We start from the raw sequence: 16,250 nt of genomic DNA, 5'->3' as shown, positions 1-16,250 counted from the left end.
TAAGGTTGTTGGTTCAGAGTCTTCAATTGCTTGGATTAGTTCACCTAGTTATAAAGCTAATGGCCTCCTTGAAAGGCCCCCTTCGGTGAGTGACATTCAGTTGGGGCGTTTTAGGAAACGTGTTATCTCTGCCTTTTCTCTTGTTTTGTCCTAGAACCATCACGAAACTTACCATTGATTGTGTTTATTTTGGTCACTATGTCTTTTTTGTGTGGTAAGTATTGGTTATTTCGTGGTAAGTTTTTTTGTTATGGTTTACCATTGTAAAAATAAAATCTAAAAGCGTAGGCCAAAATGGAAGATAAGCTCATATTAAACTTGGTAGATGTCGCCCTTAAGGGGGATAAGTCAACAGCGCAAATGATTGTTAGGAAACTGGCTTCAAAAATTAGGTTGGAAAACACCTCTCTCTACGAGCAAATGGCTCAAAGATTAGCTTCTGATGCTTTACGAAGCAGCAATGTCAGACGTATGCCTCCACCTGTAGATTCAGATAGTAGGCAGAGTCTGATTAAGGTGGAGGTGCCTACATTACTATCAAAATCTCCAATATATTCTGATAGTGTATCTGATGTATTTGATCAGGTACTGCTGGAAAGGAAGTATGTGGATGCTCTGTTGTCTGAAGGTCTACAGCCAACTAAATCTTTAATATTCCAGGGGCCTCCAGGTGTAGGTAAAACTATGTCTGCTAGATGGCTAGCGAACCAACTCGATCTCCCATTACTTATCTTAGACTTAGCCACCGTTATGAGTAGCTTCTTAGGAAAAACAGGTAGTAATGTTAGGGCTGTGTTAGAGCATGCAATGTCTTTCCCGTGTGTATTGCTACTTGATGAGTTTGATGCCATCGCTAAACGTCGAGATGATGATCGTGAGTTAGGCGAGCTAAAAAGACTTGTAACAGTGTTACTTCAAACTATTGATGAATGGCCTTCGACATCTTTACTTGTCGCAGCTACCAATCACGGCGAACTTCTAGATCCTGCAATATGGAGGAGGTTTGATATGGAAATATTATTTACAATGCCTTCCAAGGATATGATTGGTGACTATTTATCAGAGTACTGGTCTGATATTGCAGATAAAAAGCAGGAATATGTAGATAAGTTTGAAGGAATGTCCTTTAGCAACATAGACAGAGAGCTAACCCAAGAAAAAAGGGCAAGTGTCATTTCTGCTTTGGCTTTAAGAAATTTGGCTGGCGAAGAAAATGTCGGTTATTACGAAGAGTTGAGCATGGAAGAGAAGAAGGCAATGTCTGTAAAGCTTCATAATCAAGGACTCTCTCAAAGGGCTATAGCAAGCAAGCTAAGCATAAGTAGGCCAACAGTTAAGAAGTCTATTGAAGACTCAAAAGAAGGGTAAACTTAATGAAGAACTTTATTATTGGCTATGGTGAATCTCTTACTAACTCAGTAGAGGTAAGATCTGGAGGAGGTGAGAAGAAGCACCCTTACTCGTTCTCTGAAGCAAGGGATCGGTTAGTTAAAAACCTGTCCAGTGTAATTGAAGATATAGATTTAAAACCAGATGTACAGTGTGCAAATGGTGAAGTTGTAATAAAGTTCCTTCAGCACCCCTCTTATTTAGCTAAATCTTATTATCCTACAAAGTTATTTAATCGTTATGATATCAAAGATGTAGGTTCAAAGTCGTTGCGTATAAAACCTCAGAAATGGGCAGTCAAAAAACATCCAGAAGAGGGGCTGACATCGTGTATTTTTGTGTCAGGAACTAAGTCTAAATTTGAAGCTATGTTAAATAGCATTCAACATGACAATTTGCCCGAATCTACACAGGGTATTATTAGATCTATCGAAAATGTAAGTTCGATAACACCTGATGAAAAGATTAAATATATAGATGATCAGAGTGACGAGTTAAAATTAGAAGTAGTGTTACATGCATCGGAGCATGATCAAGTAGTTAGAAGCTCATTTGATAATTATTCGGTCTCTCTTGGTGGCGTTGTTGATTGGAAGAGAGCCAAAACTGTTGGAGGGTTGACTTTCCTACCTGTGACAATTGAGAACGGCACAGAACATGAGTTGGCGCAATTTTCTCATCTAAGGGTACTTAGAAGTATGCCTCAGCTTAGATTTAACCATCCTGATGTTATGCGTGAGTCTCTCAAAGAGGCTTTTGAGTTACCCCAACTGAAAGTGTTAAGTAATGATTTCAAAGTTTGTATTTTCGATGGTGGTATAGGGTCTGAACATATCCTCCACGATTGGATAACTGAATATATTCCTTCTGATGTCACGCATGGGCACCCTAGTTTGCTATCCCATGGTAGTGAAGTATGTTCTGCATATCTATTTGGTCCATACTCTGATAGCAACCTACCAATGGGAGAACCATACACTAAAGTTGATATTGTTAGGGTGTTATCAGCAACGGATACCGATCCAGATTTGTTTGATGTGCTATCGAGAATTGAGGCTGTTTTACAGAAGAAAGAGTATAAGTACGTAAATCTAAGTTTAGGGCCGAGGTTGGCAATAGATGATGATGATGTTCATGTATGGACTTCAGTTATCGATAGGCTCTTACAAGATGGCCATTGCTTTGCCACTGTCGCAATCGGTAATGACGGTGAACTAGATGGGGAGTTTGCAAGAATACAGCCGCCAAGTGACATGGTTAATTGCTTTGCAGTCGGTGCTTCTGATTCTACGGGAGAAACATGGGAAAAAGCTTCGTATAGTTGTATTGGGCCAGGTAGAAGTCCTGGAGTCGTAAAACCAGATGGGGTGATTTTTGGTGGTTCAAACAAAGAGCTTTTTAAGGTTTATTCACCACTGACTCATTCTATTGTGGGCACTCTTGGCACAAGCTATGCAGCGCCTTATGCATTGAGAGTAGCGGCTGGAATTGACTCTATAACGGACTTTGATTTGAATGCATCAACAGTAAAGGCTCTAATGGTGCATCATGCTAATCGTGACGAAAAAGAGCAAAATGATGTAGGGTGGGGGTTGCTACCAAGCTCACCGGAGTCTGTTGTCGAATGCATGGATGATGAAGCGATAATTGTATATCAGGGTGAGCTAAACAAATCAGAGCATTTGAGAGTGCCTATCCCAATTCCTGACGGAATCGATTGTACATGGGTTCACCTAAAAGCGACTTTTTGCTTTAATGCAATTACAGATCCTGAACATCCTTTACACTATACGAGAAGTGGTTTAGACATTGTGTTTAGGGGAAATGAAAGTAAGAAAAAGAGTGAAGAAGCTGATCATGCTGATTCCAAAACATTCTTTTCAGTGGGTAACTTATATGAAACGGAAGAGGAATTAAGGGAAGATGCGCACAAGTGGGAAACATGCATATCTAGGTCTCAAAGATTTAAAAAAGACACCCTCCTCAATCCTGTGTTTGATGTTAAGTATCATGCTAGAGAGCAGGGCGGAGATAGTCAAACGGATCTCGAGCCACTTAACTATTCCCTTATTATATCTATAAGGGCACAGGGTGATACCAATACTTACAACTTGGTACTTCAGCAAAACCAGACTTTGCAAGCCGTGAAGGTAGCGAATCGAGTACGAGTATAGTTAGTCACTTTTGCGGTCAAACCTGAATTGTTATTTATATTTTTCAGGCGAGGGATACTCTGATACTTCACAATCAATCTCAGCTATTCGATATTGATACTGCTGAATCATCAAAGCCAGTTGGTTATGCTGACTGGCCATTTCACTTAACTTCTCTTTATAATCTTCAGCTTGCTTGTAGTACTTTTCTTTCAATCGTTTTTCATTTGCTAAGCGCTCCCTAAGGTTTGCGATTTTTTCTTCATAGAGGTTCTGTTTTCTAGCTTTTGGTGAGTTCTGAATCACCGCCTCTTTTATCGTCGAGACGATGTCTTTGTAGTAATAAGCTGAGCCATCACCTAGGCCTGCCTCTTCCTCAACAGCTTTGACAGATATTTTCCTAGTTGGGTCTATACGTTCGGTTTTCCCACTTAGAATACGCTTAAGAGCATCTTCAAGTTCAACCCTCGTAATTTGGGATTTGCTCATACTTATCACTACCTATGTCAAATTTTTCAAATGGTATTTTAAATCGGTGCAATACTTTTTCAGCTGCCCTGATTTGAGTAATGAAATGAGAATACATTGAACTTGTTAATGTACCGATCGCATCCATATCTTTAACTTGCTGAGAAACCCACGAGTGCCGCTTTTGCCAGCTTTCAACTTGCTCTTGACCAATTAGCTGATTTTCACAATTCATGCAGTTTGCAGGTGAGCTAATCTTATGCATCTGGCATTCGTATCCAGCCATACAGTACGAGTGTAGGGTACCAACTAAAGTTAAGCGACCAGCCTTTACATGTTCATTGATGGCATCCCAAGATCTGTATTTTTTGTGTAATGAAAGTCGGTTTTTATTGATGGTACCTGCCATGTGTCCCATGAGATTGTTTGATTCTTTCTCTTCGTACCATTGATGAATTTTTTGAGTCGTAGACTCTTGAATGACGTCATTTAAAAAAGATTGAAGTTCGGTATCTATTTGTAAAGCCTTTATTTTGCTAGCTAGGCCACCTTCTCCATACCATTCTGTTGTAGGTAGGTCGAGATGTTTGAACTGTTGTTTAATTGCTATGTCATGGCACAAGTTGTGTCTTTTGGAAAAAACTGCAAATGTTCTGCGAAGTTGATGGGTGGTTAATGGCCATACTTTACCCACCTGTAGCTTTTCTGCCGCTTTTTTCGGTTCTCGGTTTGGGTTTATCAACTTAAATTCATCAAGATCGCTTTCCTTTATTATTGCCCCTGCTTTATTACAAATACTTCGGAAATGCTTACGCATATTATTATCTTGACTAATAACGGGCTTTTTTGATTTATGGCCTTGCCCCAACCAAAGACAGGTTGAGTTGTATACGCTCATTGGGTCATCATCTTCGATTAATTGTATTCTCATATATCTAGATATGGCCTCTGCTAACTCTATGGCTTTCTTTGCTAATTTAGTGGTTACCCATTCAGCGGGTTTACCTGCACCTTGAACAAATTTGTGATGTTCTGATCTTAGGACATAGTATTTTCGCCCATACATCTCCTTTTCCTTAAAGCTATTGGAGTGCAAACAATATAGCTCTGAACGTCGCATTCCGGTAAGAGCTCCACATGTGATATAACATATTGTTTGTAGCTCAATTATTGCACCTTGAAATTTCCTAGTATCACTCGGAAGCTTTTCACCTAAAAATGAGTCTTCATAGTGGGCATCGAATATCGAACGATAAGATGATGGCATGTGTTTGTTTACTTCAATACGGTAATCAGGTGAGTCCTTGTTTATCCAACCCCAAGTGCCACTTTTAATTTTTTTATTTACTCTATTTTGCCCTTCTACATAGTTTTGTCGTAAGTCGTGTAATAACTCGTGAATAGCCTCCTTATGTGGATGAAATTCTTCAACTATCTCGAAACAGTATTTGTAAATGTTCTCCATTAGTCTCGTAGGTATAGCATAGAATTGATTAGCACCATCTTCCTTATTTTTTCCTGTAGTACCATATGAAAACTTGGTGGACGTTTCATTTTTTGGAACGCTAAAATTAATTGGAAGGTACTTTGCTGCTCGCGCTATACTGGTTAAAGTATTGTAAATAGCAGCAACCTGAGCATGTTGGTAGTTTTGGTTTTTGATATGATTACGAAACTCGTTAAAAACCAGAGCGTGAGAGAGATGAGATACAGAAGAGTACCCATTATTCTCAATAAACTTATATATTTGAGCTAGTTTAGAGAACCTAGCCATAATAGTTGTTGGCTTTATAGCTGCCCCTTTTCTATTGTGGCCAGCGATATATAACCAAGAAAAGCATATAAGTTTCATTTCTCTAGCTAGTAAATCATCTTCAAAATTTGAAAAAATGATTCTTTTTTTATGCACAATTCTACTATCTAAATATGCTGAAAAATCCCACTCCTCGTCACCAAAGTAGCTACAAGGAGAACCGTCAGAGTTTTTGGTCATTACTACATCATTTAACTCACGATAATTATTATCGATATAAAGTTGAATAACTCTTTTGTATTCAGATAAATTTTCTTGCAGTATATTTCGTGGTAATTCAAAAAGAGGTGTCATGCTTTGCTTTCCTAAAAATCAATATTGATGCCATCTGGCCATAATGGATGACGACCTTCATTTTTCAGTTTTTTCTCCGCGAGCCTTTTTACTTTTGGATGAATATTGAAAACAACGCTATTAATCGATGCGAGAAGGTGGGAGTAATTATTGGAAAAGTGCTGTTCATTTAAGTGATAGACTTTTGAGTCCTTGATTGACTCTCGATAGCTCAACAAGCACCAAATATCCTCAATGCTTTCTATGATGACTTGGTTTTCGCAGTTGAAGCAGTTATGGATGTCTGAGCATGCCAGATGATCAACAACAAAGTCCTTTGGATTAAAGTGATTTCTTCTCCTATATTTTTCAACATGTGCAGAAAACGCATTCTTACAACCAGTACCAAGTACTGTTTTTTGACCATTCGAATCAGAGTATTTGTTTAAAAACTCTTCATATGGGAGAACCTCAATGCCAAGTTCTCTTTTCGTGTGTTCTTTTGCTTGGTTAATATCAGAGCACTTTGCCATTCCTTCTATCGTGTATGTAGCTGCCAGTAGTTGCTTTTCATTTTCTACAGTATTCCCTGACGAGTAGTGTTTATTGAGTGTGCGTGGAGTATTTCCCAATAAAAGAGAAGTTTCGACTGCGTTGCCAGTTTTTGCTAAATATCGATAGCTACCACTAGCTCGGAACCTTGATGCTGTTGGTCTCAGTGGTTTATTATCATCGGTCATTAGAGAAAATGTTTGTTGTAGCCATTTGGAGAATGTTTGAATATGACCTTGTTGTAATGGCGCTGCTTTTCCTGTTTTTACTTGATACAACAGATGAGAGTTGGTTGATATAGATGTGCTAAGTTTAAGAAGTTGCTCAAAAAAACGTAGAGCTATCTTTGGGACATGGTAGGTGCCATTGTCACCAATTGAAACTGATACAAACTTATTTGCTCTAGGTTTCAATATACTTTGCTCAAACCACGCTCCGCCTTCATATATTTTTTCTTTTGGCTTAGTCATGTTTAGGAGTACCGTTGTATTTCCCCATGTGTAATACGCCAGCAAGAAATAAGCTGAGCTAAAACATTTTGTTACGGGTGATGCAATATCATGGGAAAATCCTTGGTATATAAAGGTGCCAACGCGTTTATTGGTCGTAGCTTGAAGGAACTTCTGTGGTTCATCTAAGATTTGTTTTGATAGCTGATTAAAAAAACGATAGATAACTTTTATAAGGATATTTAACTCTTGATCAGAATAACTTTCAGTTGGATTTACTTCAGAGCGAAACAGGGCATAAGACGAGAACCATGTTGAACTAGGGTTCCCCAATTTTTCTAAACATTTCTTAACACATGAAATCTGCTTTCTGGCAGAGTTCACATTCATTTTTTCAATTCTAACTCTTTCAATTAAATGCCTTTCTAAAGATTCAACTGCTTCGGCGCTTTCAGGTATAAGGTTCTTTGAATCACAATGACGAACAAAGAGAGCGAAGTCTCGAAGGTAGCTTTGCTTGGTAAGATCCGAATACTCATTAGTATCATTAAAGAATCGGTACCATCGCAATACATCATTGTCACGATTTGCTGGCTTTGCCGATTCAAAGCTCCTTTTGAAGGCGACACCGTGATAAAAAAAGCGAGTGAAATCATATGTGAAATATTGGTCAATACCTGTACGCATTCTTATTGTCAGGATAGGGGGTGAATAGCTCATTCAAGTGACCCCTCTAGAATCTGATCAAGGAGAACTATCGCTGATTGGTTCGCTTTCTCTTTTCGAAGGTACTTAAGGTATTTCCATGTGGTTTTGTCATCCTTGTGACCCATCCAAGCCATTACTAGCGCTAGTGCATCACCAACAACTAGATGCTCTAAAAGAGCATCTAGTCGGTACGTTCCATAAGTTGCTCTCAGGTCATGTGTTCTATGATCGAATGATGTCAGGAACCTGTCTTTAATCTCTTCTCGTAGGCGGCGAAAGTACTGTTGAATATTATTACTACATAGAGGCATTCCACGATTATTGAGTAAAAGGGTAGAGTACTCTTGGTTGGTTTTTTTAGCTCGATTGAATCGACGTTCTGAGACGCTGTAGTAGTACATTCTTTGCATCAGTGAAAATGGAACTTCGACCTTTCTGGTTTTATTGAATTTTGTGTGCACCCCATTGGAGGGGCCGATTTCTACTTCGAATCTCTTTGAGTTTGGGTCTGGCTTTTCTACGGAAGTAACAGAGAACGTACATGCTTCTTCGACTCTTAACCCTGATTGAAGCTGTAATAGTTGATGAATTATGAACTCTTCAGAATAGCTTGCTAAGCAGGTTGCGAATTGAGCAAGTTCTTCTTTTGATAAAGGATTAAGTCTTTGGTTTTCGTTCCTGGCTGGTTTTCTTATTCTTAGGTCTGTGGAGCGAACAACAAACTTTGGGTTGTTGTGGCTCATCATTCCTGTGTTTGCGATATGAACTAACTGGTAGTTAAACGGCTTATTATCTTCCGTAAAAGTTATAAAATGTTCGTGAGTCGCCCATTCATAAAATTTAATAACTTGCAGCATATAGAGTGATGCTGTTGAGTATGCGATCTCTCCCTTTTTAGCTGCCTTGAGTAAGTTATCGTTTCTAAACCTGTAAGTAGGCTTGAGGTAATCTGTAGGAGGAAAAGCATTCCAAGCACATCCGGTATCTTCAAGAAATTGCCAGTACCTTTTCATTGCTCTAACGCAACAAGAAATGTCAGATGCGCTTCTGATGTTTTGAAGATAGTTTAGCCAGAGATTTACGGGAAGAATGTACTCATTTTCGTTCGAATAGAAAGTTGGAAAGCCTTTCAGTAAGAAAGACTTTGAAATTTTTGATGTAGGAAATATGCGAGGAACATTAAAATCTTTTGAGTGGATAACCGTAACCATACTAGCCTCACAGAATGTTGAACTCTATTGAGGCTAGTAGTCTTTCCAGACTTTACAAATCTAAAGGGTAGATTTTCCAGACTACGATCTACATGGTAACAAATTCTTCTGAACCGGTTGGATGGATGGCAACCACGGAATCGAAGTCGGCTTTAGTCGCTCCCATTTTCATGGCAACAGCGAAGCCTTGAATCATTTCATCAACGGTAAAGCCAATGCCGTGCAGACCGACCACTGTTTCTTCTTCCCCAGCACAGATCAGCTTTAATTTACAAGGCTGACGATGTTTGGTGACCGCCGTGTACATTGCGGTGAAACCGGATGTGTAGACCTTGATGTTATCTTTACCGTACTTTTGTTCCGCTTCTTGAGTAGTCAGGCCGATCGTGCCAATAGGAGGGTGACTGAATACGACGGTAGGGACGAGATCGTAATCCATCTTCGCCTTTGGTTTATTGTTAAACAGACGCTCTGAAAGCTGGCGGCCTGCTTTGACGGCGACGGGTGTGAGTTCAATGCCGCCTTCCATGATATCGCCCACACAATAAATGCCTTTGACATTGGTTGCTTGGTACTCATCTACCTTAATGTAACCCTGTGGATTGGTGCTGACACCCGTTGACGCAAGGTTAATCGCATCGGTTGCCGGGTGGCGGCCAATTGCCCAGATTAACTGATCGACGTTGTGTGTTTTGCCATTTTCTAAATGGAGTGTCAGGCTGCCATCGGCTTCTTTTGCCACTTCTTTTGGTACGGATTGAGTGTGCAGTGTCGGCCCTTCCGCTTGCATCACTTCGACCAGTGTTTCGATGATCATTGGGTCAAAGCTGCGCAATGGTGATTCTTTTCGGCAGAACAGGTGTGTCTCGGTGCCTAAAGCATTGAGGACCCCCGCAATTTCAACCGCAATGTAACCCGCTCCTATAACAGCGACGCGTTTCGGTTGTTGTTTTAGTTCAAAGAAACCATTGGAGTCAATACCATACTCGGCGCCTGGAATGTTCGGTATCGTAGGGCGCCCTCCGACCGCGATCAGAATATGGTCGGCCGTGTAGTGTTCTCCATTGACTTCGATGGTCTTTTCGTTGACGAACTTAGCAAACCCCTTGATCACGTTGATTTTGTTGTTACCAAGCACGCGATCATAAGATTGATGAATTCGTCCGATGTATGCCTGACGGCTTTCAACCAGTTTGCTCCAATCAAAACCTTTTACGTCCACATCGAAGCCATAGTCTTCCGCATAGAGGTGCATTGCTTCTGCGATTTGAGCGCCATGCCACATGACTTTCTTTGGCACACAACCAACATTAACGCACGTACCACCTAGGTCTTGCGCTTCGATAAGTGCGACTTTAGCGCCGTGCATTGCCGCGCGGTTTGCAGAGGCGATACCCCCTGATCCGCCGCCGATACAGATGTAATCAAAATGAGTTGCCATGACTTTCTCCATGTTTTGAGGTGCAAGGACTTACTCTGGCTATCGAGCCGGGTCACAAACATCCTGAAAATGATAATTGGTTGGTGTAGATATGGAGGATAGATGGCGGTAACTCAATCTATCCCGTGTAATATTTCTTTTTAGTGGTCGTTTATTCTGGAACGACCCATTCAATTTTAAAGTGTCCGCTGGCCGGAGCAATCGACTGTTTAAGTAAAGGCAGAATATCTTGCATTTGACTCTCGAGTTTCCAGGGGGGATTGATAACAATCATGCCCGAAGCTGTCATGCCCCGCTCGTTAGTATCGGGGGAGACCCCCAGTTCGATTTGCAATATTCTACGAATCCCTAAGCCTTCTAACCCTTTAAGCATATCCTCAATGTCACAACGGTTGACGACGGGATACCAAATCGCATAGATCCCCGTTGCCCAGCGCTTATGTGCTTGATGGATAGCTTGAACGACATCACGATATTCTCTTGCGAGTTCATAAGGGGGGTCAATCAGGACTAGGCCACGGCGCTCTTTTGGGGGCAAACTGGCTTTTAAACGCTTGAAACCGTCCTCCTTGTAGAGACTGACTTGACGGTCGCGATGAAATTCTTGCTCGAGTAACGGAAAGTCACTAGGGTGTAATTCGGTCAAAACCATACGGTCTTGCGGGCGGAGGTGAGCACGAGCAACACGCGGTGAGCCTGGGTAGTAGCGCAGGCAATCAGTGCTATTCAGCGCTTTGATGGCATTCAAATAGCTGGTGATGTCAGATGGTAACTCACTCGCCCCCCATAGGCGGGCAATGCCTTGTTTATATTCGCTGGTTTTTTCTGCCCATTCATGGGTTAAGTCATAGCGACCGACACCGGAGTGGGTATCATGATACACAAAAGGCTTATCTTTTTCCTTTAAGGCATTAAGGATAAGGCTTTGAACAATATGCTTGACGACGTCAGCGTGATTCCCTGCATGGAAACTGTGGCGGTAACTTAACAAAATGATACTCTCTAAAGGGGACGAACATCGGATTCTTTAATAGCTGATAGTATACGCCACTATTGAAAATTGCTGAACCTACCTATATTTACTAATTAAGACAAACTAGAAATATGTAAGACGAACCCATTAGTTCGCGTTTGCCAACAAAAGGAATGCTACATGTCTAATCCTCTTCTCAGCTTTACGGATTTACCCCTGTTTTCTCAAATTAAGCCAGAACATGTAAAACCAGCAATAGAACAAGCGATCACCGATTGTCGGGCAAGAATAGAACAGGTGCTAAAAGACAATGATCAGCCTAGCTGGGAGGCGATTGTTGCGCCAATTGAGGAAGCGGATGATCGACTTAGCCGTATTTGGTCACCAGTAAGTCATATGAATTCAGTCGTCAATAGTGATGAACTGCGTGATGCTTATGAGAGCTGCTTACCGTTGTTATCAGAATACGGTACATGGGTAGGCCAACATAAAGGCTTATTTGAGGCATATAAAGCACTTAAAGCGAGTGAAGAATTTGAAACATTAACTCAGCCTCAAAGAAAAACCATCACAGATGCGTTACGAGATTTTGAATTGTCGGGCATTGGTTTACCGGCTGACCAGCAACATCGCTATGGTGAAATCAGCAAACGAATGTCTGAGCTGGGGTCGAAATTTTCTAATAATGTTCTCGACGCGACCATGGGTTGGCATAAGCAGGTTATCAACGAACAAGAGCTCGCTGGAATGCCAGACTCAGCGTTGGCAGCCGCGAAAGCTGCGGCTCAAGAAAAATCGCTCGAAGGCTATCTTTTGACGTTGGATATTCCTTCCTACTTACCCGTTATGACTTACTGTGATAATCAGTCACTGCGTAAGGAGCTTTATGAAGCTTACGTGACACGAGCGTCAGATCGTGGCCCGAAAGCCGGTCAGTGGGATAACAGCGATATCATTAATGAAAAGCTTAAGCTTCGTCATGAAATTGCCCGCATGTTGGGCTTTAACACTTACAGTGAGAAATCACTGGCGACGAAGATGGCAGAAAACCCATCACAGGTTTTGGGGTTCCTCAATGATTTGGCCAATAAAGCCAAGCCTCAAGGGGAACGTGAAGTGCAAGCCTTGCGTGAGTTTGCTCAAAGCGAGTTCGGTGTGACTGAGCTAAACCTATGGGATATTGCTTATTACAGCGAGAAGCAGAAGCAGCACCTTTTCCAAATTTCAGATGAAGAACTGCGTCCATACTTCCCCGAGGCCAAAGCGATCAGTGGCCTTTTTGAGGTGCTGAAACGAGTCTTTGGCATGCAAGTAGAAGAGCGTAAAGGCGTCGATACTTGGCATGATTCTGTCCGATTTTTCGATATTTTCGATGCAAATCGAAGGTTGCGCGGCAGTTTCTATCTGGATCTTTACGCACGTGAGCATAAACGTGGAGGAGCGTGGATGGATGAATGCCGGGTACGCCGTGTCAATGCTCAGGGTGAACTGCAAACTCCGGTCGCTTACCTGACGTGCAATTTTAACAAGCCAGTTGGGGATAATCCTGCCTTATTTACTCATAATGAAGTCGTGACCTTGTTTCATGAGTTTGGGCACGGCATCCATCATATGTTAACTCAGGTTGATACTGGGGCGGTTTCTGGCATCAATGGTGTCCCTTGGGATGCGGTCGAGTTGCCAAGCCAATTTCTAGAAAACTGGTGCTGGCAAGAGCAGGCTCTATCGTTTATATCGGGTCACTTCGAAACTGGTGAACCACTACCTAAAGAAATGCTTGATAAAATGTTGGCGGCTAAAAATTTCCAATCGGCGATGTTTATTCTTCGACAACTGGAATTTGGTCTGTTTGATTTTACTCTACATACTGAGTTTGACCCCGAGGTTGGGCCTAGAGTGCTTGAAACGCTATCTGAGGTGAAATCAAAGGTAGCCGTATTACCGAGTCTAGAGTGGAACCGCTTTTCGCATAGTTTTAGCCATATTTTTGCGGGTGGCTACAGCGCTGGCTATTACAGCTACTTGTGGGCTGAAGTTTTGTCCTCGGATGCCTTTTCTCGTTTCGAACATGAAGGTATTTTTAACTCAGACACAGGCCAGAGCTTTCTCAATAATATTCTTGAAATGGGGGGCAGTGAGGAACCGATGACATTGTTCAAGCGTTTCAGAGGCCGTGAACCTGAGATTGATGCATTGCTGCGTCATTCCGGAATCAGTGCATAGTCAGTATCATTTTGTGTTGAGCGCCCTCAGAGTATGAGGGCGCTTTTTTATCAGCGTAACAATATCTTTTTGATTGGTTTGTCGATTGACGCAGAGCCAGGCCCCCAGACGATAATAATCAAAATCATTAATCCCCAAAGCTGATGATCATAAAAGCCTTTCTCCCAGAGTAATGGGTAAGAAACCACGGCAATGATGTTGAAAACAAAAAGAATGGCTGCCATAGGACGAGTGAAGAGGCCTAATACCACAAATACGGGCAATATTAACTCGGCGGCAGTACCTATGTAAGCGGCGAGCTCCCAAGGTAAAATGGGGACTTGATACTCAAACTCAAACAGATAGAGAGTACTGTCCCATGACGCGATTTTAGTCAGGCCAGAATTAAAGAAAACCCAGGCCACCCAAAGTCGACAGAAGAGCAGCAGTAAAGGAACGGCCACAGATTGCATTTTGATCACGAATGAATCGTATTGTGCGATACGGTTTTTTATCAAATCTGACATCATAAAATCCTTATTCTTGTCTGGTGAAAGAAAACCCGGCGGCGAGCTGGTTTTCAAGTAATACACCAAGGTAAGGTAGGTAGGCTTGCGGTATATCACCTAACCTTTGCCCATAACTGATGTGTTGGATTAAAGTATATTCATGCTCCGTCAATGAGCGCGTCCAACATGGGCCATGACTTTGGCTGACAATGACACCTTGCTCGGGTTGATTCATATCCAGATGTTCTACATCATTATTCTCAATCGCTTGGCGAAGAGAATAGACGGCAAACTCAGATTGAAAGGTTAGAGTTCCAGGAAGAAGATGAAATTGAATGTCGGCTTGAGCGGACTCTTCCACTTGAGCTAAATCGTCCATTGGCTTAAGGAGTGGTGCGTTAGTCTGGCCATTTCTAAGTTGTTGTGACTGATCAATACACCATTCAAACTGAGCGACATCTCGCAAGTATGGCGTAGCGGCGACAGCTGGAAATTGGTTCAATGTGTCACAAAACTGCGCGCCGTACTCGGTCACATCACCAGACAAAAGAGGGTGATTAAGGACATGGTACCTCGACAATTGCTGAAAGCATGCTTCACCGACGAGCGCATAAATCATTGGGTAGGTGGCCCGTAACACATCGGTTAGGCTAAGAATGAAATTGTTGCGGTAAATCTGAATTCTCTCATCGGCAGTAAACCGATCGCTACAGATACAGCAGGCTTCACCTGTGCTCTGATAGAGAAGCGCGCTAACAAAGTTTTTCTGCAATTCGGCCAACGTCAGAGTCATAATATGCCACTCTTATGACGGTGAAAATGAGACAGTCGCTGACAAGCTTTATCACGCTCAGCTAAAAGGACTTCTGGCTCTGGAAGGTCTAAATCCCATTCAATAAGTGTTGGACGAGGTCCATAGGTGTCTAACCACAGTTCGTACAATTGCCAAACTTCATCCGAAACAGGCTGGCTGTGGGTATCAATCCAGACTTCGCCTTTATCGAGCTGTTTTACTGTGAAACCGGCCAAATGAATTTCATCGACAGCGTCTGCGGGAATCGAATGAATGTAAGACTGACGATTAAAACCGTGGTTGAAGGCAGACACGTGGACGTTATTGAGGTCGAGCAGTAATCGGCAGTCGGTGCGCTTGTGAACCTCGCTCAGGAATTCCCATTCGCTGAGCGTGGAGTGGGCGAATTTCACGTAGCTTGAAGGGTTTTCAATCAGGATTGGCCGTTGTATGGCATCCTGAACCTCCAGAACATTTCGACAAAAGACTTGAAGTGCTTCTTCAGTATAAGGTAATGGTAATAAATCGTTAAAATAGTGCCCGCCATTTTCACTCCAGCTAAGGTGGTCGGAGACCAAAAAGGGGTTAATGTCATCCAACAAAGCTTTAAGTTGCTTGAGATGATGTTGATTCACGCGAGCAACACTGCCGAGCGATAAACCGATACCGTGGCAACTGATCTCATAGTCCTGAATGAGGGAGTAGAGGCTTTGCTTGGCAGGGGAATAGGGTTGAAAGTAATTTTCGCTATGTATTTCCAACCAAGAAAGGGCGGTTTTTTGAGTTGTGAAGTATTCAATGTGAGGAGGTCGGAGTCCAACCCCTACCTGATCATTGTCCTTAGTCACAGACGCTTCCTATGCGGATGGGTAAAAAGAAAGGCGACCTTCTGATTCAGGTCGCCCTCTATAAATCATTAAGAGGACTGAGTGTTTCCACCAGACAGCTTACCGCACAGACCTTTTGGCACGACAACAAATGCATCGCTTTGGTTGTCTTCTTTTGCAGTACCTGCACAAGAACTGGTTTTGGTCGCGCAGTCATTTTTACCCGCTTTGGAGACGCCATAGCACTTTTCTTTTTCTGCAGCGGCTGCCGGAGCAGCGGTTAAAGCGGTGCCACCCAATGCTAATAAACCAGTAATAGCGGCGGTAACCGCAAGATTAGACTTTTTCATAATAATTTCCTTAGACGTTATTCCTTTGATTTGAGTGGGCAAGTGAATCGTGAACTAATTCATCAACTTGCTTAACTAATAGGATAGAAAAAGCCCAAACAAACTTTCATAAAAATGATAAAAAAACATGCAATCATTT

Annotated in this window: 13 protein-coding genes; 3 read left to right on the top strand and 10 right to left on the bottom strand. The window is 42.0% G+C overall.

The genetic code is table 11. The annotated features are described in order from the left end of the window. The first annotated feature begins 294 nt into the window (after positions 1–294). Together HLM86_RS17860 and HLM86_RS17855 are read left to right on the top strand one after the other, a co-directional pair. The gene (locus HLM86_RS17860) at positions 295–1,368 is read left to right on the top strand and encodes an AAA family ATPase (protein WP_170883486.1); all 1,074 of its coding nucleotides are present in this window, start codon (positions 295–297) and stop codon (positions 1,366–1,368) included. Positions 1,369–1,373: 5 nt separating this feature from the next. Beyond that, positions 1,374–3,563, top strand: coding sequence for a S8 family peptidase (locus HLM86_RS17855; RefSeq protein ID WP_170883487.1), 2,190 nt, complete (start codon positions 1,374–1,376; stop codon positions 3,561–3,563). Positions 3,564–3,593: 30 nt separating this feature from the next. On the opposite strand, the gene HLM86_RS17850 is transcribed toward HLM86_RS17855, so the two are convergent. The 6 genes from HLM86_RS17850 to HLM86_RS17825 all read right to left on the bottom strand — a co-directional run bounded on the left by HLM86_RS17850 (position 3,594) and on the right by HLM86_RS17825 (position 11,448). Further along, positions 3,594–4,031, bottom strand: coding sequence for a hypothetical protein (locus HLM86_RS17850; RefSeq protein ID WP_170883488.1), 438 nt, complete (start codon positions 4,029–4,031; stop codon positions 3,594–3,596). Continuing rightward, positions 4,003–6,117, bottom strand: coding sequence for an integrase (locus HLM86_RS17845; RefSeq protein ID WP_170883489.1), 2,115 nt, complete (start codon positions 6,115–6,117; stop codon positions 4,003–4,005). Before HLM86_RS17845 ends, HLM86_RS17850 begins: the two co-directional genes overlap by 29 nt. Positions 6,118–6,128: 11 nt before the next feature. Continuing rightward, a complete protein-coding gene (locus HLM86_RS17840; RefSeq protein ID WP_170883490.1) occupies positions 6,129–7,817 on the bottom strand; it encodes a hypothetical protein in 1,689 nt (562 codons plus the stop codon). After that, positions 7,814–9,016 (bottom strand): tyrosine-type recombinase/integrase, encoded by a 1,203-nt coding sequence (locus HLM86_RS17835; RefSeq protein WP_170883491.1) that lies wholly within the window; start codon positions 9,014–9,016, stop codon positions 7,814–7,816. The genes HLM86_RS17840 and HLM86_RS17835 overlap by 4 nt, the downstream gene beginning before the upstream one ends. 88 nt (positions 9,017–9,104) lie before the next feature. Beyond that, entirely contained in the window at positions 9,105–10,457 is a 1,353-nt protein-coding gene (gorA, locus tag HLM86_RS17830) for a glutathione-disulfide reductase (RefSeq protein ID WP_170883492.1), read from the bottom strand. Between the two features lie 151 nt (positions 10,458–10,608). Continuing rightward, entirely contained in the window at positions 10,609–11,448 is an 840-nt protein-coding gene (locus HLM86_RS17825) for a 23S rRNA (adenine(2030)-N(6))-methyltransferase RlmJ (protein WP_170883493.1), read from the bottom strand. 162 nt (positions 11,449–11,610) lie between these two features. Here HLM86_RS17825 and prlC point away from each other — a divergent pair, with 162 nt between their 5' ends. Next, positions 11,611–13,653 (top strand): oligopeptidase A, encoded by a 2,043-nt coding sequence (gene prlC, locus HLM86_RS17820; RefSeq protein ID WP_076590274.1) that lies wholly within the window; start codon positions 11,611–11,613, stop codon positions 13,651–13,653. A gap of 50 nt (positions 13,654–13,703) precedes the next feature. On the opposite strand, the gene HLM86_RS17815 is transcribed toward prlC, so the two are convergent. The 4 genes from HLM86_RS17815 to HLM86_RS17800 form a co-directional block, all read right to left on the bottom strand. Beyond that, a complete protein-coding gene (locus HLM86_RS17815; protein WP_170883494.1) occupies positions 13,704–14,159 on the bottom strand; it encodes a DoxX family protein in 456 nt (151 codons plus the stop codon). 10 nt (positions 14,160–14,169) lie between these two features. Next, on the bottom strand, positions 14,170–14,934 hold the full coding sequence (locus HLM86_RS17810) for an HvfC/BufC N-terminal domain-containing protein (RefSeq protein ID WP_170883495.1): 765 nt from the start codon (positions 14,932–14,934) through the stop codon (positions 14,170–14,172). Next, complete coding sequence (gene bufB / locus HLM86_RS17805) at positions 14,931–15,782, bottom strand: MNIO family bufferin maturase (protein WP_076590277.1); 852 nt, start codon at positions 15,780–15,782, stop codon at positions 14,931–14,933. Before bufB ends, HLM86_RS17810 begins: the two co-directional genes overlap by 4 nt. Positions 15,783–15,850: 68 nt before the next feature. Next, positions 15,851–16,111 carry a BufA1 family periplasmic bufferin-type metallophore gene (locus HLM86_RS17800; RefSeq protein WP_076590278.1) on the bottom strand — a complete coding sequence of 87 codons (261 nt, stop codon included), beginning with the start codon at positions 16,109–16,111 and terminating at the stop codon, positions 15,851–15,853. Positions 16,112–16,250: the final 139 nt, after the last annotated feature.

The organism is Vibrio ostreicida (assembly GCF_013074385.2).
Taxonomy (GTDB): domain Bacteria; phylum Pseudomonadota; class Gammaproteobacteria; order Enterobacterales; family Vibrionaceae; genus Vibrio; species Vibrio ostreicida.
Note: the sequence above shows the minus strand (reverse complement) of the source record. Positions and strands in the feature narration are given on the sequence as shown.

What these genes read in the sequence shown, in the direction of transcription:
- HLM86_RS17860 (WP_170883486.1), top strand. Translation starts at nt 295, where the DNA reads ATGGAAGATAAGCTCATATTAAACTTGGTAGATGTCGCCCTTAAGGGG.
- HLM86_RS17855 (WP_170883487.1), top strand. Translation starts at nt 1,374, where the DNA reads ATGAAGAACTTTATTATTGGCTATGGTGAATCTCTTACTAACTCAGTA.
- HLM86_RS17850 (WP_170883488.1), bottom strand. Translation starts at nt 4,031, where the DNA reads ATGAGCAAATCCCAAATTACGAGGGTTGAACTTGAAGATGCTCTTAAG.
- HLM86_RS17845 (WP_170883489.1), bottom strand. Translation starts at nt 6,117, where the DNA reads ATGACACCTCTTTTTGAATTACCACGAAATATACTGCAAGAAAATTTA.
- HLM86_RS17840 (WP_170883490.1), bottom strand. Translation starts at nt 7,817, where the DNA reads ATGAGCTATTCACCCCCTATCCTGACAATAAGAATGCGTACAGGTATT.
- HLM86_RS17835 (WP_170883491.1), bottom strand. Translation starts at nt 9,016, where the DNA reads ATGGTTACGGTTATCCACTCAAAAGATTTTAATGTTCCTCGCATATTT.
- gorA (WP_170883492.1), bottom strand. Translation starts at nt 10,457, where the DNA reads ATGGCAACTCATTTTGATTACATCTGTATCGGCGGCGGATCAGGGGGT.
- prlC (WP_076590274.1), top strand. Translation starts at nt 11,611, where the DNA reads ATGTCTAATCCTCTTCTCAGCTTTACGGATTTACCCCTGTTTTCTCAA.
- HLM86_RS17815 (WP_170883494.1), bottom strand. Translation starts at nt 14,159, where the DNA reads ATGTCAGATTTGATAAAAAACCGTATCGCACAATACGATTCATTCGTG.
- HLM86_RS17810 (WP_170883495.1), bottom strand. Translation starts at nt 14,934, where the DNA reads ATGACTCTGACGTTGGCCGAATTGCAGAAAAACTTTGTTAGCGCGCTT.
- HLM86_RS17800 (WP_076590278.1), bottom strand. Translation starts at nt 16,111, where the DNA reads ATGAAAAAGTCTAATCTTGCGGTTACCGCCGCTATTACTGGTTTATTA.